Genomic DNA, 21,821 nt, shown 5'->3' on the forward strand with positions numbered 1-21,821 from the left:
TCCGGGGCTGGGGCTGCGGGCGCCGTCCGCGGCCGGACGCGTCGTGAACGCCGGGCGGTGTCATACGTACCACCGTAGGCATGATCGACGCCCGTCAGCAGGTCGGCGGGCGCCAGGCGGACCCCTGTGCCGGTCAGAGGCCGCCCATGGCGTCGATGCCCGCCATCAGGGCCCGGCGGCTGGCGCGGACGTGGTCGCGCATGACGCGTTCGGCGCTGTCGCCGTCCTTGGCGATGATCAGGTCGATGACGTTGTGGTGCCCGCGGTCGGACTGGAGGGGGCGGCCGGGCTGGCTGAGGGAGGTCATCACCAGGCGGGAGTAGGCCAGTTGGTTCATGAGGATGCGGTAGTGCGCCTCCAGCTTGGCGTTGTCGGCGCCGGTGATCAGCAGTTCGTGGAACTCCTCGACGAGTGCGGCGTACCGCTCCTTGTCGTCGGCGGCCACCGCCGCGTCCGCCTCGACGCAGCCGCTACACGATCCAGAATCTGGAGACCGCCCGATGAACGTCCGCAAGATCGTCACCTTTGTCGACGAAGTCCTCACCGAGGGCGGGCGCCCCGTCGACCCGCCGGCCAGGACCGCCGTGGTCGTCGCCGTCGTCGACAACCCCTGGGCCGGCCGGGGCTTTGTCGAGGACCTCGCCCCCGGTATCGACGCCACCGCCTCCGACCTGGGCAAACTGCTCGCCCCCGGGTCGTCGAAGCCCTCGGGGTGCCCGTGGAGGCCTACGGCAAGGCGGCCGTCGTGGGCCTCGACGGGGAGATCGAGCACGGCTCGGGGCTCATCCACACGCTGAAGTTCGGCGACCACTTCCGCAAGGCCGCCGAGGCGACCACCCTGCTCCCGGCCGTCGAGAAGCGCGCCGGAGCCGGCACCGTCTTCGACATCCCGCTCAAGCACATCACCGACGCCACGATCCGCTCGCACCACCAGAGCATCGAGGTCCGGGTGGCGGACGCCCCCCACGCCCACGAGATCCTCATCGGCCTCGCGGCGGCCGGACAGGGACGCCCCCAGTCCCGGCTGGCACCGCTCTCCACCGAACAGTGACGACGTGATCCGCCACTCGGCCACCGGAACCGGCCCCGATGTCGTGCTGCTGCACGGCGTCGGGCTGGACATGAGGATGTGGCAGCGCTGTGTACCGGATCTCGTCGCCGCAGGTCACCGGGTGACCACCGTCGACCTCAGGGGGCACGGGTCCTCACCCCCGGCCCGCCCCGGGACCACCCTCGCCGACCTCGCGGGTGATGTCGTGGAGGTCCTGGACCACCTCGGCAGCGGGCGGGGCACTGCCAACGGCGGCCTGGCTTCCGTCCGCACCGGCCGGGTCCACCTCGCCGGCTTCTCGCTCGGCTCCCTGGTCGCCGCCCACCTCGCGGCCCACCACCCCTCCCGGATCGCCACCCTGTCCCTGGTCAGCAGCGACGCCGACATCGCCTCCGCCTCGATGGGCATCGTCGCCGGGATCTTCGCCGCCGCCGGACAGACCTGTGTCGCCGGGAGCCGGGTCTTCGTCCACCGCGACGTCTACGACGAGACCGTGGAGCGGGTCGCCGAGCGGGCCCGCACCATCCGCATCGGCGACCCGCTCGCCCCCGAGACCGAACTCGGCCCCCTGGCGATGGCGTCCCAGCTCGCCAAGGTCGAGGAGTACGTGGCCGTCGGCCGCAGGAGGGCGGCCGGGTCGTCACCAGCGGCACCCGCGCGGACATCGGCCTGGACGGCTACTTCTACGCACCGACCGTCTTCGTCGGCACCGACAACGGCATGCGGGTCAGCCGGGAGGAGATCTTCGGCCCGGTCGCCTCGATCATGCCGTTCGAGAGCGAGGAGGAGGCGATCGGGCTCGCCAACGACACCGGCTACGGCCTCGCCGCCGGGGTGTGGACCAGGGACCTGGCCCGCGCCCACCGTATGGCGGCGGCGCTGGAAGCGGGCACGGTCTGGGTCAACACCTACCGGGCCATGTCCCCCATGTCCCCGCGCTCCGGCTTCAAGGACAGCGGCATGGGCATCGAACACGGCACCGAGGCCATCAGGGAGTACACCCGCCTGAAGTCGGTGTGGGTCAACACGAGCGATGAACCGCAGGGCGACCCGTTCGTGCTGCGGTCGTAGCGGCGCCGAAGGGCGAGATCGGGGGCGGAGCCGGTCCGGCACCGCCCCTCGGCTGTGGTCAGTTCGGGTAGTCGGTGGTCAGATGCTGCTTCACCCGGGGCCATTCCGCGCGCAGGACGCTGTAGAAGACGGCGTCCCGGCGGCGGCCTCCGGGCATGTAGTTGAAGCTGCGGAGGGTGCCCTCCTCGGTGGCGCCGATGTTGCGCAGACCCTGGCGGGCCTGTTCGTTGAGGATGTCGGTCTTGAACTCGACGCGTTCGGCGCCCAGTCGCTCGAAGGCGTGCTCCAGCAGCAGGTACTTGGCCCAGCGGTTGACGCCCTTGCCTCGGAAGTCACGGCCCAGCCAGGACCAGCCGATCTCCAGCCGGGCGTCCGCCTCGGCCAGATTGCCGTAACTCATGCTCCCCGCGATCCGGCCGGACTGCTTGTCGGTGACGACGAACACGACACGGCGGCCGGCGGCCTGGTCGGCGAGACAGGTGTCGAAGAAGACCTTGAAGTCCGCCTCGTTCTCCACGGCCGCCACGAAGTACCGCCAGATGTGCGCGTCCATGGCGACGGCACGGATGCCCTCGCGATCCGCCTCGGTGACCGGATGGAGCTCAACGTGCTTGTTTTCCAGGACTGTTGATGCTTTCTCTGCCCAGGTCATGGCGATCAGTTTTCCATGGGGCCCGCGTGTCGGGCGAGGGCTTCGGTGACGTCGCGCAGCGTCCGCATCCGGGCCAGGTCGTCCTCAGTGAAGTGGGCGAGGTCGACCTTGGTGGTCTCGCACAGCTCGGTGAGGAACAGCACCTTGTTGAGGGACGTCAGCGCGTAGTGGCCGACCATGTCGGCGTCGAGGTCCAGGGCCGCCGGGTCGACCTCATGGGTCAGCACGGCGGAGAACTGTTCACGGGCCGCGGTTTCCAGCTCAGCGGGCATGGATTCCTTCCTCGGGGTCGTGGACGGCGCTGTGGTGGGCGGCGAGGATCTGCCGCCGCTTCGGCTTGTACTGCGAGGTGAGCAGACCGTTGTCGATGGTGAAGGGCTCGTCGGCGACGACGACCCGGGCGATCCGCTCGTCCGCCGTGAGCGAGGCGTTGGTGAGGGCCAGCCGGGCGGTGATCGCCTCCCGGTCGGCGGGCACCGAGGCGGGGGACACCACCGCCACCAACTCGGTCTGGCCGGGGCAGAACAGCACGCACTCGGCGATCGCCGGGTCCGCCCTCAAATGCTCCTCGATCGGCCGGACCACCACCTTCTTGCCGTTGTCGAGGACGATCACGTCATCCGCCCGGCCCCGGATGAACAGAAAGCCGTCCTCGTCCAGGTAGCCCAGGTCACCGGTGCGGACCGTGCCGTCCGGCTCGAAGATCCGCTCGGAGTCACCGGGTTTGGCGTACGCGTAACGGACATTGACGGGGTGGTCGCTGCGGACGCGGACCACGCCGTCCTCGCCGATCAGCACCTCCTTGCCGCGCAGCACCTGGCCGACGCTGCCCTCGCGATGGGCCTTGGGGTGGTTCTTGGTGACGATGCAGGTCTCGTTCAGGCCGTAGCCCTCGAAGATCGGCAGTCCGGCGTCGGTGAAGAAGCGCAGCACGGCGGGGCTCGCGGGCGCCGACCCCGTCCAGAGGTAGCGGACGCGGTCGCCGAACACCGCCTGCGCCGCCCGCTCCAAGGACACGCCCCCGCCACGGCGCAGCCTCGCCTCGATCTGCCGCTTGGCCGTCTCGTAGAACGCCGGGACCCCCATCACCACGGTCGGCCGCGCCCGGCGCAGTGCCGCGAAGGCCGCCTCATAGGTGCTGACGGTGACGTCATGGCCGTGCAGCAGCGCCGAGTAGATCCAGTAGCGCTGCTGGAGGAGGGAGAGGGGGAGGAAGACGAACAGGTCGTCGCCGGGGCCGTGTTCGAAGATCTCCTGGACGGCCTTCAGCGAGCTGTCGATACTGCCCGCCGTCGCGCCCAGGCCCTTCGGCTCGCCGGTGCTTCCGGACGTGAACTTGACGGTCGTGACGTCCTTCGGGCCCCACCTCACCGGCGGCAGCGGCGGACCGTCCACGTCCTCCCGCTCGGCCGCCTCCGTCACCTCGGCCATCGGTACGGCGCCGGGGGCGTCGGCGGGGCGGTCCGTGAACAGCAGCTTCAGGTCGTAGCGGCGCATCAGTTCGACAGTGGGGTCGAACTTGCCCGGCTCAAGACCGGCCGTCTCCGCCTTCAGCCGCAGGGCCGCAAGATCGAGCAGCACCCACTCCAGGCCGTTGGCCGCGAGGACACCGATACGGTCGCCGGGACCCACCCCGCGGCCGCGCAGCCAGCGGGCCACCCGGCCCGAGCGCAGGAACAGGTCGGCCAGCGGCAGCGTGCGCGTGCCGAGGAGGCTGGCGAAGGAGATGGTCCCGGCCGCCGGTTCGGCGGAGACGAGACGGCCGAGGGTGTCGTCGGTCATCGGGCCGACCCCTGCCGCGCACGCGCCTCCGACTCGGCGCTCGGCCTGAAGAACACCGCGTCGGCGAGGCGGATCTCGCTGCCGGGGGCGAGCAGTTCCACCGTCCGCGGCCAGTCGGTGGGCTCCGGCAGGCCCAGGGCCGTCGCCAGTCGATCGGAGAAGCGGGGCATCACGGGCCGGGCGGCGTACGCGAGGAGGCGCGCGGCCGCCAGCTCCAGGGCGATCGCGGTGCGGGCCTCGTCCTGCCAGCCGGCGGACTGCGCCGTACGGGACTCCTGGCGGGAGAAGCGGACGGCGTCCTCGATCAGGCCGTCCAGTTCCGCCGCGGCCTGGTTCAGGGAGAAGCCGTCCGCGCGCAGCGCGCCGGTGACCGCCGTGAGCCGGGCGCCCAGTCGGGCCAGGAACGCCGAGTGCTCCGGCGTCCAGATCCCCGCGTCCGGCGCCTTGCCGTCGTACTGCTTGGTGATCCGGGCGCCCAGGTCGTTCAGCCACTGCTGCCAGGTGCCGATGAGCCGTTCGTCCAACGCCGTCTCATAGTCGGCGCGGCGGAAGTTGGTGCGCTCGCCCTCCGGCCGGGTGCGGGAGAGGAAGTAGCGGACGGCGTCCACGGAGTCCTCGCTGAGGATCTCCTTGCCCCAGACGGCGTGGCGGCGGCTGGTGGAGAACTTCTCGCCCTCCAGCAGATAGAACTCGTTGACGTGGTAGTCGATGTCCGGCGCCCAGCCGGGGTGGGCCAGCCGGTACAGCACCGGGTAGAGCACGGAGTGGTAGAAGCTGTTGTCGTAGCCGAAGAAGTGGACGATCTTCCAGTCCCGCTCCGGTGTCCCCGCCCGCCAGCCCTTGCCGAGCCGCCGGCCCAACTCCTGGATGCCGTGCAGAAAGCCGTACGACATCTCCGGCCAGACCCAGATGACCTGGCCGTCGACGTCCGTCTCGTGCGGGGCGACACCCCAGTCGGACGGGTGGCTGATGGGGATGTCCAGGTCGGGGCGGGCGAAGAGGCGGTCGCCGAGTTCGCGCAGGCGGGCCGGGACGCGGCCGAGGCTGTGATGGGTGGCGACCTCCTCGCGGAACATGTGCAGCGGCAGCGACCAGCGGGCCAGCGGAGCGCGCCGGGGCTCGGCGTCCGAGGCGGTGGACCGCGGCTCGGCCAGGTCCACCACGGTGTTGGGCTCGCCGCACTCCTCGCAGATGTTGCCGCTGGTGCCCGCACCACAGCCCGGGCAGCCGCCCTTGACATCCACCTCGTACAGGTACTGTCCGCTCTCGCTGTCGAACAGCGCGTCCCGCTCGGCGACCGTGACCCAGCCGGAGGCGACGATCCGGGAGAAGAAGTCCCGCAGACCGTCGGGGTAGCCGGGGTCCGCGTCGGTGACCGTGTACTGGTCCGGGACGATGTCCATCAGCGCGAGCGTCCGCGCGATCTCGGCGCTGTAGTGGGCGGCCGTCTCGGCGGGGGCTCGGCCCTCGCCGCGCGCACGGCCCACCACATAGCTCTGGTAGTCGTCGCTGCCCGTCAGATGCCAGGCGTCGGCGCCGTTCATGCGCTGGAATCGGACGAAAGCGTCGGCGCCGAGGTACGGGCCGGAGAGATGCCCGAGGTGCAGATCGCCGTTGGGGGTCGGCGGGGTCGAGAACACGAAGACCGGGCGGTCGCCGAACGACAGCCGGTCCTCGTCGCCCGCCGACCTCTGGGCCCGGACGGGGTCGCGCCAGTACTGGGTGAGGAAGACCAGGTCGGCGTCGCCGGTGTTCTCCAGTACATGCGACTCGAACGGCTCGAAGAGCGCGAGGGTGCCCGGCCGGGCCGGGTGACGGCGGCCGTCCACCACGAACTCGCCCTCGCCCGCGACGATCACGAAGAACTCGGTCTCGTCGTGCTGATGGCTGGTCGACGCCCCGCCCGGGACGACCCGCCCCCAGCCGGCGCCCACCCCCAGCCCCTCCACACTGCTCATTCCGATACCGAAGGCCTGCTGGAGGGCGCGCGGATCGTAGGTGCTGATGATCATGTCATGACCTTTCCGGACAGGGGCTGGGCGGACAGCAGACGTACGGCCTCCCGCGCGACCGCCGGTGCCAGGCGGTACCCGGAGCCGCTCGCCGCCCCCGCGAACAGCAGTCGCCCGTCGCCGGTGAGCGGGCGCACGATCGGCGCACCGCCGGGGGCGTACGCGTCGCAGAAGACCCGGCCGGAGACACAGTGGTCGACCAGACCGGGGGCGTAACGGGCCAGCAGCTCGCGGGCCTCCTCGCAGTGCGCGGGGGTGAGGCCCGGCTCGACGGCGTCGGGGTCGACGTCCCACTCCGCGCACGTGTAGCTGAACAGCCAGTGGCCCCGGTGCGCGTACGGCAGCAGGAAGGCGTCCTCCTCCTGGAAGACGATCGCGCCGTCACCGGGGGCCGGGGGCCGCTCGATGTGCAGGGCCACGATCTTCTTGACCCGCGCGCCGAGGGGTTCGACCAGATGCCGCCACGCCTTGTCGGCGAGCCAGGGGCCCGGCGCCAGCACCGCCCGCTCGGCGGTGAGGGTGACACCGGTGGCGAGGGCGATCCGTACGCCGTCCGCGTCGGAGGAGATGTCGGTGACGGTGACGCCCTCCAGGAACTCCACCCGCTGCTTCGGCCGCAGTTCGGCGGCCAGGGCCTGGGTGAGGGCCAGGACGTCCGCGTACTGGCAGCCGTCGCCGGTCCAGGCGGCCGTGCCCTCCGGGAGCGTCACGCCGTCCGGTACGTCGGTGACGCGCCGCAGGCCGGACTCCGGCAGATAGGTCTCGCGGAGCCCGGGCTCGGTCCGCTCGGGGGCGACCACCGTCATACCGAGCCGATGGATCGGCAACTCCGGTCGTACGGCGGTGAGTTCGGCGTAGTAGCGCTGGCTCTCGGTGGCCATGGCACGCAGGGTGGGGTTGGCGCCGCGTGGGAAGTGCAGGCCCGCCGAGCGGCGGGTGGCGCCGGAGGCCACCAGATCGCGGTCGAGGACGGTGACCGAGGCGGTGGGGTCGGCGGCCGCCAGCTCACGGGCGATGAGGCAGCCGAGGATGCCGGCGCCGACCACCACCGTCTCGCGGTCCCGGTCGGCGACGCTCATGTGGCTCATGTGGTCCTCCCCGCGCGGGGCTTGGAGGACCACTCGATGAACGACGGCAACTGCTCGTTGCTGGACACCTTGCCGAGGCGGTCGGCGATGCGCTGGCTGCGCCAGGCGTTGAGGCTGAGGTTGGGGTCGGCGAGACCGCGCTGTCCCCGGGCGGCGTTCTGCACGAAGACCCGGCGGTCGTCCGGGCCGTCCCAGTGCACGGCGTAGTCCTCGTCGATCCGGAACTCCTCGCCGTCCCGCTCCAGCCGGTCGGCGATCGGCGCGAGGAAGTCCATGTCGGTCGGGCGGAACCCCGTCGCCCAGATCACCACGTCCGCCTCGAACAGCTCGGTGGCCTCCGGGTGGTCGTTGTGCCGCGCCGACACCTGCCAGCCGCCGTACACCCCGGTGCTGACCCCGGTCACCTCACGGTTGGGGTAGAGGCCGACCAGGTCGACATTGCCGTCCACGAAGCGGTGGAGGTAGGCGCGCTGGTAGATGTCGCGCAGGGTGCTCTCCGAGATGCCGTCGCTGGAGAGGACGTTCTGCCGGTTGAAGGCCTGCCGGGCCTCGCGGTCCAGGTCGAAGAAGTAGTCCGCGTAGCAGGGCATGTAGTAGTCGTTGGTGAACGGCGAGTCGTCGATGGGGAAGTAGTTGCCCCGACGGGAGATCCAGGAGACCCGGCGCGGCAGCGCGTCGTCCGGCTGGGAGATCAGATCGAGGAACGCCTCGGCGCCGGACTGGCCGCCGCCGATCACCACCACCCGCTTGCCGCCCAGATCGTCGGCCGCGCTCAGATAGTCGCTGACGTGGAACTGGGTGGGCCCCAGCCGGTCGCGGACCTCGGACGGCACCCAAGGGCGGCTGCCCACCCCGACGACCACGTTGTCCGCGGTGACCGTCCGCCGGTCGGTGCGCACCGTGAACACCGTGTCGAAGGAGACCTCCCGCACGGTCTCCCCGAAGACGATGTTCTTGTTGCGACTGCTGGCCCACGCCAGATAGTTGCGGAACTCCACCCTCGGCACGGCGTCGAACTGGGCGTTGAGGAAGTGGTACAGCCTGCCGTTGTCATGCAGATACGACAGGAACGAGAACGGGTTCCTGGGGTCGGCCAGTGTCACCAGGTCCTTGAACAGGGAGACCTGCAAGGTGTTCCCCGGCAGCTGCTGACCGTCGTGCCAGCTGAAGGAGTCCTTCCGGTCGAGGAAGAGACTGGTGATGTCCGGCCGGGTGTGCAGCAGGGACGCCAGGCTCAGATTGGCCGGTCCTACGCCGACTCCCAGGCAGCGGTAGTGCTCCGCGCCGGAGCGAGTTGGCTCTTGCACCATGTCGGGCTTCTCCTTTGGGCGGGTCGCCGCGCTCGATGAGGGTGATGCGGGTGGGGCGGGTGTCCGGTGGGTCGGCCTCCGGCCGGCCTGGGGTCGTCATGGCGTCATGGCGGGGGTCCGGGCGAGCGGGACGGGCTCTCGTCGACCACCGCCACCACCGCCGCCGCGAAGGCCCGACGGCAGCGGACCCAGGCCCCGGCACCGTCGTTCAGACGGAGCAACTGCGGCCACAGCTCGGCGGAGAAGGCGCGACTGGACTCGACCGGGACGAGGGCGGGGAGATTGTCCACGGCGATGACGTCCAGCGGGCGGTCGCCGTCCCGCAGCCGCCGGGCGGGCTCCGCCCAGTCGGTGACCGCGTCGTACACCGGCAGCACATTGCACTCCGAGTGCACGTCACAGGTGACGTCCGCGACGACGGACAGCCGGCGGCCGGGGGAATCCAGATCGGCCGGAGTGAGGAACGGCGGCACCGGCCGGGTCACCAGCACGGCGTTGACGAGGAGGTCGTACGAGAGGAGCGCCGCCCGGTCCAGTACGCGGGTCTGCGTCACGCCCCAGCGGACCGGGGTGACACCGGCGGCCTCCAGGGCGTCGCAGGCCCCTCGCCCGCCGCGACCGCGCGCGCCGATCACCAGCGCGGGGCCCCCACCACCGTCCGGCCGTGGTCCGTCGCCGTCGACCCCCGCCCGGAGCAGCGCCTCCCACCCCGGTCGGTCCAGGGGGCGCAGCGGAGTGGCGAGGGTGCCGCGTCGGTGGAGTACGGCGAGGGCGGCGCCGATGTAGCCCGCCCAGTAGCCGAAGGCGACCAGCCGGCGGCCGTCGTCGTCCACCAGATACTCCAGGTCCAGCAGCGTGCCGCCGCCCGCCGTGAACCGGGCGAGCAGGTCCCCGGCGCCCGTCTGCCCCTTGTAGGCGTGCCCGAAGTAGATGTGCCGGTGCCGCAGTTCGCGCGGCTCGGCCGGCAACTCCTTGACCCCCAGCACGTAGTGGTCCTCCGGCGCCTCGACCCAGCTGCCCGCCGGTGCCGTGGCGCAGCCCGCGCGCACGTACGCGGCGATCGGGAACACCCGCTGCGGCGACTCCTCCACGGTGATCTCGACGCCCTCGCCGACCAGCCGAGCGGCGTCCTCGGGCACCAGCGGCGCCCGGCGTTCGGTGGCCCGGGACTCGTGCCGCAGCCACAGGCGCAGCGGGGCCGGCATCAGCGAAGCTCCTGTGCGGCGGATCGATCCCCGGCGATGTCGGCGGCGGCACGACCGGCCCGCCGTACGTCCAGGGCGTCGGCGACGGCGAGCCGCAACACATCCGTGCTGCCCTCGTAGATCCGCAGGGAGCGGATCTGCCGGTACAGGCGCTCGGTGAGGGAGCCCTGGATCACCCCCGCGGCACCGAACAGCTGGACCGAGGTGTCGACGATCCGCTGGGCGGCCTCCGTGGCATGGACCTTGGCGATGTTGGAGTGCTTGGCGAAGCCCCGGCCGCCCCGGTCGCACTCCCAGGCGGCCCGTGCCGTCAGCAGCGCGGCGGCGCCCAGCTGGACCTCCATGTCGGCCAGCGAGGCCTTGACCAGCTGGAGGTCGAAGAGGGTGCCGCCGTAGGCGTTCCGCGTCCTGGTGTGGGCCAGTGCCGCGTCGGCGGCCCGGCGGCCGAAGCCGAGCGCGGCGGCGGCGACCGTCATCCGGAACCGTTCGAGAAGGTCGACGGCGACCACGAAACCCTTGCCGGGGCCGCCGAGTACCGTTTCGGCGGGCACCCGGCAGTTCTCGAACAGCAGATGACCGAAGGAGCGCGGGGCGATGGCGTCGAGAGGTTCGACCCGAATTCCCGGGGTGTCGGCGGGCACCAGGAACGCGGTGAGCCCGAGCGGGCCCGGTCCCTCGCCGGTACGGGCGATGACGACGTACAGGTCGGCGATGGTGGCATGGGCGATCCACGCCTTGGCGCCGTCGAGGACGAAACCGCCGTCTCCGCTCCTGCGGGCGCTCAGCCCGACCGCCGCGACCTCCGACCCCGCCGCCTTCTCGGAGACCGCGAACGCGCCGACCACCAACCCCTTGGCCATGCCCGGCAGATAACGCCGCCGCTGCTCCTCGTCGCCGAAGCGGATGATCGGGGTGGCCGACAGCGACTGGATGGAGTACGCGAAGTCCGCCAGGTCCTCGGTGTAGGCCAGCGCCTCCCGCGCGAGACAGAGGGCACGGAAGTCGGTGGGCAGATCGTACGGCCCGGCCCCCGGGTCCAGCCCGGCGAGCCACCCGTCCTCCCCGAGCAGCTCAACCAGCCGCCGCCCGGCCTCATCCGGCGCCAACCGACGCACGGTGTCCCAGACCTCGCCATAGCTGTCACACCAGATACCGATCTGATGCGCGAACTGACGGTGCCCGTCGTCATAGAGGGGGAGACGGAGCATCTCGGGGTCGAAGATCGACGTCATGTCCACTGGGCGACTCCGTGCAGGGTTCGGGGGATGGAAAGGGGGTGCTGCGAGCCGTGGGGCCGGGGGACGCGCCCCGTCTTTAGGGGCGCGGGGCGTTGTCGATTTGCGGCTCCGCCGCGGGGCGCGACCAGCCCCCACCGGCCCGCAGATACATCACGGCGGCGCAGCCAACGCATCAAACACCGCCCGAGCGATCCCATCGGCGTCCTCCAAAATCACAGACCCGACCCCCGGTCGAATTCCGGCAGCCGTAGCCCAGTGGACGCCCTCCGTGGGCACCCCGTAGGCGAACCGGCGCGGGTGGGGCACGCCCGAGGCGTTCACCACGCGATACGGGCGCGGGGTGACATCAAGGCCCCCGCTCTCGTACGCGCAACCCTCCGCATCCGGGATGCGATACGGCCGGCACTGCCCCGTGGCGAGCAGCTGCCGCAGCAGCGGATTGCCGCTGCGCCGCAGACCCGGCTCCGAGATCCGCGCCTCGATCAGCGTGCCGGTGACGACCTCCGGTCCGGGGAGCACGGCGGAGCCCATGAGGAAACCCCGCCCGTGGGGGTCCCGGCGGACCCGGGTCCCCGGCCCCATGACCTGGAGTACGCCGGACTCGATGAGCGCGGCCATCTCCCTGATCCGGGACCGGGGCGGCCCGATGGACAGAAAGGCGTTGAGCGGCGTGAACCAGCCCACCACCTCGTCACGGTAGGACGCCCCGGTGATCCCGGCGTGGTCGATGGCGAGCCGGACCTCGTTGCGCAGATCCCGCAGCACATCCAGGGCCGCCTTGAGCGGGTTGTCCACATTGCCCCCTGCGGCCTGCCGGGCGTCCTCCCGCAGATGGCCGACCAGCCACCGCGAGAAGTCCGCGCGACCGGTGAACTCCCGCCGCCCCCAAGGACGTTCGATCCGCCCCCAGTCCCAGTCGTCCCGCTCGCGCACCCCGAAGCGGCGGGCCACGGCGGTGCGTTCGGCCTCGGGGGCGGCCACGTACTCGGCGAGGAAGCGGTCGGCGGTGGCCCGATCCGTGCGCTCGGCGACGAGGGCCCGGTGATGGACGGCACGCACCTCCGCGTCCAGCAGCGGCCACACGTCCCGCCGGAAGGTGGCGCCCGGGGTGGCCCGTATCCGGCGGACCGCGTCCAAGGTCAGGAACAGCGGCTCATGCCGACCGGACGGCCCCTTCTGGTTCTCCCCGCGCGCGTGGTACGGCACCCCGCGTCTGGACCCGGCGTACAGCACGGGCTCATGGCCGGAGGGGAGATACAGCAGGCCCCCGGGGGCGGACACGAACTTGCCGCCCCGGCCCTCGGTCAGCAGCGCCAGCACATCGAAGAACGCCAGCCCCAGCCCCCGTACGGCGACGCGCTCGCCGGGCTTGATGTCGTCGAGGTCGACATCGGCGGGGTTGCCCGGGGGGACGTACCGCAGATAGTGACGGTCGGCGTACTCGGTGAACTCCCGTTCCTCGTCCGTCGGTTCGGCGGTCCCGTGGCCGAGGGCGAGCACGACGGCGTCCAGGCCGGTCAGCCGGGTGCCGTTGTCGAGGGTGAGGCGCTGGCCGTTCGTGCCGTCGTCCAGAGCCGTCGCGGTCGCGCGGTGGACGAGGACGCGCAGGCCGGCCGGGGCGGTCTCGACCAGGTGCCGGAACACCCATTCCAGGTAGTGGCCGTACTGGGCGCGGGACGGGTAGTCGTCGGGCCCGAGCGGTTCGGGGTCGGCCCAGCGCCGCTCGGACTCGGACCGGCCCCGCTCGGACCCGGGCGCGGTCCGCACCAGCCATTCGTACAGGCTGGGCCCCGGCCGGACGGGACCGGCGCAGGGGACACTGTCGTCGGTGAACTGGCTGATCTGGGAGGTCACCGTGTTCATCAGCAGATGGGGGGACTGCCTGGTGCGCCAGGTGTGTCCGGGCCCCGGCGGGTAGGGGTCCACCATGTGGACCATGAGCCGGTGCCCGTCGGTGTGGTTGGCGCATAACCGTTCGAGGACGGCGAGGCCCCGTGGGCCGGCCCCCACGACGCATATCGTCCTGGTCGGCCGCGGCACGGGTTACTTCCCCGCGGCGCGGCGATTCGCCTCCTGGGCGAATTCGCCGAAGGTCATGCCGGTCAGCTGCTCCATCTCCTCGTCGGAGAATTCCACGCCGAAGGTGTCGAGCTGCATGACGAGTTCGGCGAGGGAGAGCGACTCCAATTCGAGCCCGCCGTCGCCGAGCGGCGTCTCGTCGGTCACCGAGTCCACCTCGAAGTTCATGTTGCGGAGCGTGTCGACCATGACTTCACGCAGGTCAGAGGACATCTGAAAACCTCCTGTGGGATTTATTTTCTGGGGGGCTAGAAGTCGCCGTCGGGCTGGAATTCCACCTCGATGTCGGTGAGCGGATACGCGACACAGGAATGCGCGTAACCGAATGTCACGTCCGACATCCGCAGTTTGGCCTCCTCGGCGTGGAAGACCTCGCCGGAGCGGATCTTGACCCGGCAGTCACCGCATTCGCCGGAGCGGCAGGAGGCGGCCGGGGGCATCCCGTTCTCCTCCAGGGCGTAGATCAGCTCCCGGCCGCGCGGCATCCGGAACGTCTCGCGGCCCCGCACACTGACGGTGACCTCTTCCTTGGTGTCGACGCCCACGGGCCAGCGGGGGTCCTCCGCAGGCGTCATGGCGACGTAGTTGGCCTCCTTGCGGATGCGCCGGCCGGGGTGGCCAAGGGACGCCAACTCGCCCGTCAGATACGGATACTTGTACGCCGGGCCGCACATGTACGCCATCCGCCCGGCCAGTGGTCCGGCGAGCTTGTCGATCAGCTCGGCGTCGAGAGGCTTCACCGCGCCGGTCCAGTCGGGGCCGGCCTCGGCGAGGACATGGTGCACCACGATGTTCGGGTGCCGCCGTGCGACGGTGTCGAGTTCGTCCTGGAAGATGATGTCGTCCGCGTGCCGGGAGCCGTAGAGCAGGGTCATCCGCCGGGGCAGACCCAGTTCGGCGATCTCGCGGATCATGCTCATCGCCGGGGCGACGCCGGAGCCGCCGGCGAGGAAGACGATGTCCTCGCCGTGGAACAGCGGATCGTGGCAGAAGCTCCCCATCGGCCCCCCGCTGGTGAACCGGTCGCCCACCCGGACGTCGTCGAGGAGGTGGTTGCTGACCAGCCCGCCCGGCAACCGGCGCACGGTGAGGTCGTAGTGGTCGCGTCGCGTGGGGCTGGACGAGAGGGAGAACGCCCGGTTCGTCACGACGTCACCGACGCGGACATCGAGGCTGATGTACTGCCCGGCGCGGAACGGCGGAAGATTCCCGCCCCCCGTGCGCCGCAGCCGGAGGGTCTTCGTCGAGACGGTCTCCTCGATGATCTCCGCCAGGGTCAGTTCGAGCTTCCTCGGGTGGTGCGGCTCGACCTCGGACCGGGCGTTGGCCGGATGCTCGCCCTGGGCCTCGGCATGCGCCCTCATCCGGGCGACGACCTCGTCCGCCCCCTCCAGCAGCCGAGCCAGCGGATTGACCGCCGGGCTGTACGGGCCATCCGTGCCACCCGGGCCATCAGTCCTGTCTGTCATGTCCCACTCCGCTTGTGTCAGGGGGTCAGACGCCCGCGGCGAGCAGCCGCTGGCACCGCCGGGCGGCGGTCACGAGGTTGGAGTTGTAGCCGCCGGCCGTGGTCCAGTTGCTGGTGAGGAGGAGGCCCGGCACGTTCTGCTTGAGGTCGTCGTCGTGGAACAGCCAGCTGTCGGTGATGTCCTGGTCGAAGCCGTAGATGGCCCCGCCGGGCTGGTTGGTGTACCGCTTGAACGTCAGCGGCGTGGCCAGCTCCGCCTCCTCGATCGCGTCCCGGATACCGGGCACCAGGGACTCCACGAGGTCCAGCTGCGACTGGGCGTACCTGGTCTTGGCCGCCGCGTACTCCTCGGGTGCCAGCGCCTCCCACGGCTCCGCGTACTGGATCGACGACAGCACCACCTGCGAGGACCCGCTCGGCGCGAGCCCGGTCGGCTGGACGTCGTAACAGGTCGCGATCATGAACGGGCAGGGCTCGTCCAGCGAGTACGCGCCCCGCAGGATCGCCTCCTCGTCCAGCCCGGCCGTCAGGAACGTCGTCGCCGTGCCGAAGCCCAGCTCCCGCGCCGACGCGTCCACCCCGAGGAAGAGACAGGTGGCGGACGAGCCGAGCCGCCGGGAGCGCAGATCGGCCAGCGTATGGGCGGGGACCGCGTCCGGGTCGTCCAGCAGCCGCAAGTACGTGGTGGTCGACGGGGCGTTGGAGACCACGAACCGGGAGAAGACGGACTCGCCGTCCTCCAGCCGGACCCCGATCGCGGTGCCGTCCCGGGTGAGAATCCTCGCCACGTTCGTGTTGAGCCGGATCTCGCCGCCCGCCTCCTCGAACGACTCCACCAGCGCCGAGGACAGCGCCTGGCTGCCGCCGACGACCTGGTACGGCTTGGTCTCGACGTAGAGCGCCAGCAGCCGCGCCATGTCCACGAACGCGATCCGGTGCGGCACCTGGCCGTTGTAGCTCCAGTACGACGACAGCACGATCTTCAGCCGTTCATCGGTGAAGAACTCGTCCAGCACCTCCCGGAACGTCTTCAGCGCGTAACGCCGCACATCCGGCAGCGTCTTGAGCCACTCCAGCTGCTCCTTCATCCTGTGCAGACTCACCCGCGCCGTCAGCTGCCACAGCCCGGTCTCCCGCACGATCTCCAGGAACCGTACGATCCGGTCGCGCTGGCCGGGCGCGATGCCGTCGAGGACGTCCGCCAGGCCCTCCCAGTCATGGGGCAGCCGCACATCGACCTCGCCGGGTACGAAGGTCCGGCACAGCTCGCGGTCCTCCAGCCACTCCACCCTGCGCGTCACATCCAGCTCGTCCAGCACGGCCTTCAACGGCTCATGGCCGCCCATGCCGCCGAGCTGGTGCAGCGACACCTCGAACTCGAAACGGCCCCGCACGAACGAGGTGGCCGCGCCGCCCGGAACACTGTGGCGCTCCAGCAACAGCGTGCGCATGCCCCCGCGTTGCAGCGTGGTCGCGGCCGAGAGCCCGCCGAGGCCCGCCCCGATGACGATCACGTCGTAGTCGACGCTCATTCCCAAGTCCCTTCCTCAGCAGACCGGGTGGGCGACAGCGCGCCACCCACCCGGTCGGGTCATGGACGGCGTCAGCCTCCGGCGACCAGTTCCCTGGCCTGTTCGCGCAGAATCCGCTTGAGGACCTTGCCGGTGATCCCCACCGGGATCGCGTCCTCGCCGACCACCGCGGCGCCCGCCACCAGCGGCAGCCCGTGCCGGGCCAGCGCCTCGTTCACCCAGGCCGTCGGGTCCTCGGGCGCGCTCGCCCCCTCCATGAGGTTCAGCAGCAGATACGTCTTCGCCACACCCTCGTCCTCCCAGCCGAACCGCACCCCTTCCTCGGCCAGCCCGACCACCGTGCAGTCCCGGATCTCCGGGTACTCGCTCAGCAGCAGCTCCTCCGTGTACGCGCTGAACACGAAGCCCTCGTTGGTGCGGATGGCGTCGGAGGTGCGGTCCAGGTGGTAGAAGTTGTTGCCGCCGTCCCGGTACACCAGGTCACCGGTGAGGAAGTAGCCGCCGAGCCACTGCTGATGCCAGCGCACGTTGTCGTTCCAGAAGCCCGGTGTCAGCGACTTGGACCGCACCCCGAGCCGGCCGACCTTCCCCGGCGGCAGCACATCACCGTCCTCGGACAGCACCGCCGCCTGGGCGAACCGCATCGGACGGCCGATGCAGCGGCCCATGTTGGGCCCGCCCGCCCGGTGGACGTAGTCGAACAGCACATAACCCATCTCCGTCGACCCGAAGATGTCCAGGAAGATCGCTCCGGGCGCGGTCTTGGGCTTCAGGTCGCGGCCCGTCACCGGGTGCTGCCCCTTGGCCAGCAGCCGGTTGATGTGCACCACGTGCATCGCGTCCCCGGAGGCGTAGAACCCCTCCACACACGACAGGTCACGGTCCGTCAGATCCTCGCCCGCCATCTCCGTGAGGGTGTGCGTGAACCCGAACACGATGGTCGGACGGAACTTCTCGATCCCGTCGAGGACGGCCTTCCCGCTCGGGTCGGTGAAGTGCACCACCGGAGCCCCGAGGAGCAGCCCCAGCAGGGTGTTCGACATCGCCGAGACATGGTGGCCCGGCAGCGCCAGCAGCCGCTTGCGGGTGGAGCAGTCCAGCCCGTCCGACAGACGGCTGAGCGCCCCGTGGAACAGGGTCTCGTGGGTGTGGAACGCCGACTTCGGGATGCCCGTCGTGCCCGAGGAGTGGGAGATCAGGATGGGGTCGCTGGGTGCGTGGTGGAACGGATACCTCGCCGGCCGGTGCTCCCGGTCGTCCGGGGTGATCTGGGACTGCAGCGCCACGAACCTCGGAGGGAGGTCGTCGTCCAGATGCTTCAACAGCTCGCCGTGCCACGGCTGTTGGGTCATCACACCGACCACCCTCTGCCGGCGGATGTACTCGCGGCGCACATCGACGGGCATATTGGCGTTCACCAGCGACGCGATCGCGCCGAGGCTCGTCAGCGCCATCAGGTTCAGCGCGAAGTCGGTGATGGACGTCGTCACGATGGCGACGGCGTCCTTGGCCCGCACACCGGCCCGGTGGTAGAAGCCGGCGTAGATCGCCACGACCTCCTCCAGCTCACGGAGGGTCAGCACCTCGGGGTGCCCGCCGTCGGGCGCGCGCCAGGTGCCGTCCAGCCACAGCACCTGCTCGTCGGGCGACCGTCCGTACAGGGGCAGCCGGTGCAGCACATTGCCCGCACCGAGCGCCCGGTCGTCGAGAATCCTCCGGCGGAGTTCCTCACTGATCATCATGTCGCGGTCTCCAGTTCTTCGGACGGGACGAGGGGGTTGGGGTCAGGCGGTGCGGGGTCGTCGTGCGGCTGTGCGGGAGGTTCGGCCGAGGCGCAGGCCCGGTGCACGGCACGGTCGACCAAGGGTTCGGCGGCGCCGAGAAAGCGCTCGGGATCGAGCAGTTCGTCGAGAGAGCCGAGCGAGTCGAGAGCGTCCTCCGGTACGTCGGTGAGGTCGGTCTCGGCCAACGCGTGCCGTAGCGCCTCGGCCGCCGGAACCCCCGTCTCCGTGGCCCGTACCGCCCGCGTCACGGCCTCCTTGGCCCGCTGTCGGCCCAGCTCCCGGCCGAGCGTGGTGGACAGCCGCTCGGCGACCACGCCGCTCCCGGTGAGCAGCAGGTTGGCCCGGGCCCGGTCCGCCGAGACGACCAGCCCCTCGGCGAGTTCGGCCGCCGTGTGGGTCGCTCCGGCCGCGAGCCGCAGGCACTCCCGCAGCGGCTGCCACTCGGCGTGCCAGGCCCCCGCGGACCGCTCGTCCTCGGCGACCATCGACTGCTCCAACACCAGGGCGTACACCGGGAGTTGACGCGCGGCCGTGGCGACCAGCGTGCTCAGTACGGGGTTCCGCTTCTGCGGCATCGCGGAGGACTGCCCCCGCCCCACCGCGACCGGCTCGGCGACCTCGGCGATCTCGGTCCGGGACAGCACCAGCACATCCGCGGCGAACTTCCCGAGCGCCCCGCCGACAAAGCTCAGCACAGCGGACAGATCGGCGATCGGGGTCCGCGCCGCATGCCACGGCACCGTGGGCTGGGCCAGCCCCAACCCGGCCGAGACCAGCGCCGCCAGCAGTAATTCGGGGTGGTCGCCGGAGACACCGGCATCGGTGAGATGGTCGTGGTAGGCCGACAGGGTGCCGGCGGCGCCGCCCAGCGACAGCGGCAGCCCCTTCTCCAGCAGGGCGTCCACCCGGTCATGGGCGTCACACACCAGGGTGAGCCAGGTGGCCGCCTTGACGCCGAAGGTCGTGGGCACCGCGTGCTGGGTGAGCGTCCGGGCCACCGCCGGGGTCGAGCGATGGTCCCGGGCGAGCGCGGCCAGGGCGGCACGCATCCGGTCGAGGTCGTCACGGACCAGCGTCAGCGCCCTGGTGGCGACCAGCATGGCCGCCGAGTCCAGCACGTCCTGGCTGGTGCACCCCGCGTGCACCGACCCGGCCGCCTCCGTGTCCACCTCCGCGACCAGCTCGGTCAGCCGCTTGACGAAGTGGACGACGGGGTTCGCGGCCTCCCTGCCGAGCCGCGCCAACTCCGCCGGGTCCAGCCCGCCACCGGGAGCCTCGGCCCGCCCCGCACCGGCCGCCCGTACGACGCCCGCCTCGCGGATGGCCGCCGCCGTCCCCGGTGGCACCGCTCCGAGCCTCGCCTGCGCGGTGGCCAGCTCCGCCTCGAACTCGACCATCGCCGTCAGCCACGCCTCGTCCGAGGTGACCGCCTCGACCGGGGTGCCGGCCCAGACGGGCGACAGCAGCCCCGAGTCGGTACCGGCGGCCCGGGGGCCTTCCTGGGGGGACCTCGCCACGTCAGGGGTCATCACAACTCCTCGAATACGGACGGCCGTTGGGTCACCGGGAGAGTGCTTACGAGAGGCGGCGGCGCGTCCGGGAGCCGCCAGGCGCGGAGCCGGAACGCGGCCGCCGACCCCCGCGTCACCACGGCCGTCATCACCTCGGCGGCGGCGGACGGGCGTACGGCGGACGCCAGCGCCCCGGCGGACGACACGGGCCCGGCGGACGCCACCGGCCCGGCCGAGGACACGGGCCCGGCAGGCGGCCGGAACCCGGCGGGCAGCGCCACCCGCTCCGTACGGCCTGACCAGACGGCCCCGTCGGCGTCCCGGACACCGGCCAGCTCGCACCGAAGCGCGCCCGGCGGCCGGTACAGCTGTACCTGCCGGGCCCCTCGCGCCATGCCCCGCCCGGTCGCCTTGACCGCCGCTTCGAGCAGGGTCCAGGCCGAGAAGAACGTCTCCGGCTCATGGAACTCACCGAGTGCGTGGACGCTCGGACAGAACGTCCGCAGCACCTTGGCGGGCGACTCCACGGGCCGGATCAGTTCCACGTCGACCCCGATCGGGGCGCCCCGGCACACCCCGACGAGCAGCACATTCCTCGACGCCGACCAGCTGACGTACAACTCCGGGTGGTCCGGCAGTACGGGCTTGCCGCCGGGCGCGGTGGCGATGCGTATGTCCGCAGGGGCCTCGGCCACCAGATGCGCGAGCACCCGGCGAACCGCGGCACGGACGCGCATGAACGCCACGGCCGAGGCGGGGCCGCTGAGCCGGTCGGCCCGCCGGCACTCCTCCTCCGAGAGCACGGCACGGCAAGCCTCGTCGTCCCACGGCCCGTTCACGCCGTCGCCGTCTTCAGCGGGGTCCACGCCGTCGCTGCCCCTCGTCGGGTCCACACCGTCGTCCAACGTGATCAGCCAGCCCTCCGCCTCCGCCCTCATCCGCCCGCCGCCCCGCTCATGGCACCCAGGGCTCCGGCCGTGAAGACCAGGGGCGCCGCACACGGACGCGAGCCCAGCAGCCGCACCTCGCCGAGCGCCGGGCGCATCGCCACCACCGCCACGGTCCGCTCACGGCGGATGTCACCGTTGTCCGGCACGAAGATCGGCGGTGTCGACAGCAGCCCCAGATGGTCGCCGGGCGAGGCGTCCTCGGGCAGTGCCTTCAGCCGTACGGCGCAGGCGTCCAGCCGGCGCAGCGAGCCGTTCTTGGCGAAGATGTTCAGCTCGTCGTAGGGCATGAAGTCCGGGTGGAGGAAGTGGTTCGTGTGGACCAGCACCGAGCCCTCGACCACGCGCATCCGCCCGTCCAGGAACTCGACGTACGCGGCCCGGTCCCGGTCGCACAGCGTCAGCGACCGGGAACTGGCGAGCCGCAGCCCCTCCAGCGCCCCCAGCGCCTCGTCCACGGACCCGGCGCTGTCGAGGACATGGCGCACCGCCAGATACGGCGGCACACCGGGCCCCCACTCGCCGCCCAGCACCAGATTGATGCCGACGGCGAGCCCGTCGCTGTTCAGACCCAGATAGCCGAGCAGCCCGGCGAAGCTCAGCATCAGCACCTCGCGCGGGGAGCCCGCCCGGCGGATCGACAGGAAGCAGGTCTGGTCGTCGAGATTGCCGCTGAGGTCGACCGTCTGCGCGAGCGTGGTGTGGGCGCCGCCGTCCGGGCCGTGACCCACCCGCGCGTACGTCGTGCAGTCGCCCTCGGGGCGGCGGGTGCGGCGGTAGCCGAGGATCTCGCGGCGCAGTTGCAGCAGCAGGGCCTCCTCGTGGCTGATACCGGCCCCGTCGGCGAGACCGAGGATCTCCTCGGCCAGCTCTGGTACGGCGGCCTCGATCTCCGCCCGGTGCGCCGCGATCGCCGGCGCCAGCGACTCGGGCGACACCGGGGTGTCCAGGAGGTGGTTCAGCCGGGCGAGCCCGTCGTCGAGGAACGCGCGCAGCACCCGGGCGCGGGCGGCGCCGTGCCGCCGCCCCAACTCGTAAGGGGAACCGGCCAGTTGGAGGGCGGGGATGGGGGGTTCGGTGGTGGTCATGGT

General features: G+C 71.5%; 17 protein-coding genes and 2 pseudogenes. 2 read left to right on the forward strand and 17 right to left on the reverse strand.

The annotated features are described in order from the left end of the window. Window positions 1-133: 133 nt before the first annotated feature. A complete protein-coding gene (locus ACWD4G_RS06175; protein WP_451291008.1) occupies window positions 134-544 on the reverse strand; it encodes an FCD domain-containing protein in 411 nt (136 codons plus the stop codon). Here ACWD4G_RS06175 and ACWD4G_RS06180 point away from each other — a divergent pair. Together ACWD4G_RS06180 and ACWD4G_RS06185 are read left to right on the forward strand one after the other, a co-directional pair. Beyond that, window positions 501-1,051: pseudogene (locus tag ACWD4G_RS06180) on the forward strand (amino acid synthesis family protein). The gene ACWD4G_RS06175 and the pseudogene ACWD4G_RS06180 overlap by 44 nt on opposite strands. A 76-nt stretch (window positions 1,052-1,127) precedes the next feature. Next, a pseudogene (locus ACWD4G_RS06185) lies at window positions 1,128-2,122 on the forward strand (aldehyde dehydrogenase family protein). A 58-nt stretch (window positions 2,123-2,180) separates the two neighbouring features. Here ACWD4G_RS06185 and ACWD4G_RS06190 read toward each other — a convergent pair. The 16 genes from ACWD4G_RS06190 to ACWD4G_RS06265 all read right to left on the reverse strand — a co-directional run bounded on the left by ACWD4G_RS06190 (window position 2,181) and on the right by ACWD4G_RS06265 (window position 21,818). Further along, window positions 2,181-2,774: a GNAT family N-acetyltransferase gene (locus tag ACWD4G_RS06190; RefSeq protein WP_451291009.1), complete on the reverse strand. Its 594-nt coding sequence runs from the start codon at window positions 2,772-2,774 to the stop codon at window positions 2,181-2,183. Between the two features lie 5 nt (window positions 2,775-2,779). After that, window positions 2,780-3,046, reverse strand: coding sequence for an acyl carrier protein (locus tag ACWD4G_RS06195; RefSeq protein WP_451291010.1), 267 nt, complete (start codon window positions 3,044-3,046; stop codon window positions 2,780-2,782). Beyond that, window positions 3,036-4,556: an AMP-binding protein gene (locus tag ACWD4G_RS06200; protein WP_451291011.1), complete on the reverse strand. Its 1,521-nt coding sequence runs from the start codon at window positions 4,554-4,556 to the stop codon at window positions 3,036-3,038. Before ACWD4G_RS06200 ends, ACWD4G_RS06195 begins: the two co-directional genes overlap by 11 nt. Beyond that, window positions 4,553-6,568: a class I tRNA ligase family protein gene (locus ACWD4G_RS06205; protein ID WP_451291012.1), complete on the reverse strand. Its 2,016-nt coding sequence runs from the start codon at window positions 6,566-6,568 to the stop codon at window positions 4,553-4,555. Before ACWD4G_RS06205 ends, ACWD4G_RS06200 begins: the two co-directional genes overlap by 4 nt. Next, the gene (locus ACWD4G_RS06210) at window positions 6,565-7,656 is read right to left on the reverse strand and encodes an NAD(P)/FAD-dependent oxidoreductase (RefSeq protein WP_451291013.1); all 1,092 of its coding nucleotides are present in this window, start codon (window positions 7,654-7,656) and stop codon (window positions 6,565-6,567) included. The genes ACWD4G_RS06205 and ACWD4G_RS06210 overlap by 4 nt, the downstream gene beginning before the upstream one ends. Next, entirely contained in the window at window positions 7,653-8,966 is a 1,314-nt protein-coding gene (locus ACWD4G_RS06215) for a lysine N(6)-hydroxylase/L-ornithine N(5)-oxygenase family protein (RefSeq protein WP_451291014.1), read from the reverse strand. The genes ACWD4G_RS06210 and ACWD4G_RS06215 overlap by 4 nt, the downstream gene beginning before the upstream one ends. 104 nt (window positions 8,967-9,070) lie before the next feature. Next, window positions 9,071-10,171 (reverse strand): saccharopine dehydrogenase, encoded by a 1,101-nt coding sequence (locus ACWD4G_RS06220; RefSeq protein ID WP_451291015.1) that lies wholly within the window; start codon window positions 10,169-10,171, stop codon window positions 9,071-9,073. Next, a complete protein-coding gene (locus ACWD4G_RS06225) occupies window positions 10,171-11,403 on the reverse strand; it encodes an acyl-CoA dehydrogenase family protein (RefSeq protein WP_451291016.1) in 1,233 nt (410 codons plus the stop codon). The genes ACWD4G_RS06220 and ACWD4G_RS06225 overlap by 1 nt, the downstream gene beginning before the upstream one ends. A gap of 156 nt (window positions 11,404-11,559) precedes the next feature. Beyond that, window positions 11,560-13,419, reverse strand: a complete 1,860-nt coding sequence (locus tag ACWD4G_RS06230; protein ID WP_451291017.1) for an FAD/NAD(P)-binding protein — start codon at window positions 13,417-13,419, stop codon at window positions 11,560-11,562. 33 nt (window positions 13,420-13,452) lie between these two features. Next, window positions 13,453-13,701 carry an acyl carrier protein gene (locus ACWD4G_RS06235; protein WP_451291018.1) on the reverse strand — a complete coding sequence of 83 codons (249 nt, stop codon included), beginning with the start codon at window positions 13,699-13,701 and terminating at the stop codon, window positions 13,453-13,455. Window positions 13,702-13,736: 35 nt separating this feature from the next. Further along, window positions 13,737-14,957: an FAD-binding oxidoreductase gene (locus ACWD4G_RS06240; protein WP_451291019.1), complete on the reverse strand. Its 1,221-nt coding sequence runs from the start codon at window positions 14,955-14,957 to the stop codon at window positions 13,737-13,739. Window positions 14,958-14,982: 25 nt separating this feature from the next. Continuing rightward, window positions 14,983-16,488 carry a phytoene desaturase family protein gene (locus ACWD4G_RS06245; protein ID WP_451291020.1) on the reverse strand — a complete coding sequence of 502 codons (1,506 nt, stop codon included), beginning with the start codon at window positions 16,486-16,488 and terminating at the stop codon, window positions 14,983-14,985. A gap of 71 nt (window positions 16,489-16,559) precedes the next feature. Continuing rightward, entirely contained in the window at window positions 16,560-18,230 is a 1,671-nt protein-coding gene (locus tag ACWD4G_RS06250) for a class I adenylate-forming enzyme family protein (protein WP_451291021.1), read from the reverse strand. Then, window positions 18,227-19,801, reverse strand: a complete 1,575-nt coding sequence (locus ACWD4G_RS06255; RefSeq protein WP_451291022.1) for a lyase family protein — start codon at window positions 19,799-19,801, stop codon at window positions 18,227-18,229. Before ACWD4G_RS06255 ends, ACWD4G_RS06250 begins: the two co-directional genes overlap by 4 nt. Further along, on the reverse strand, window positions 19,801-20,721 hold the full coding sequence (locus tag ACWD4G_RS06260) for a 4'-phosphopantetheinyl transferase family protein (protein ID WP_451291023.1): 921 nt from the start codon (window positions 20,719-20,721) through the stop codon (window positions 19,801-19,803). Before ACWD4G_RS06260 ends, ACWD4G_RS06255 begins: the two co-directional genes overlap by 1 nt. Next, on the reverse strand, window positions 20,718-21,818 hold the full coding sequence (locus ACWD4G_RS06265; RefSeq protein ID WP_451291024.1) for a C45 family autoproteolytic acyltransferase/hydolase: 1,101 nt from the start codon (window positions 21,816-21,818) through the stop codon (window positions 20,718-20,720). The genes ACWD4G_RS06260 and ACWD4G_RS06265 overlap by 4 nt, the downstream gene beginning before the upstream one ends. Window positions 21,819-21,821: the final 3 nt, after the last annotated feature.

The sequence above is a fragment of the Streptomyces sp. NPDC002643 genome (assembly GCF_053592555.1).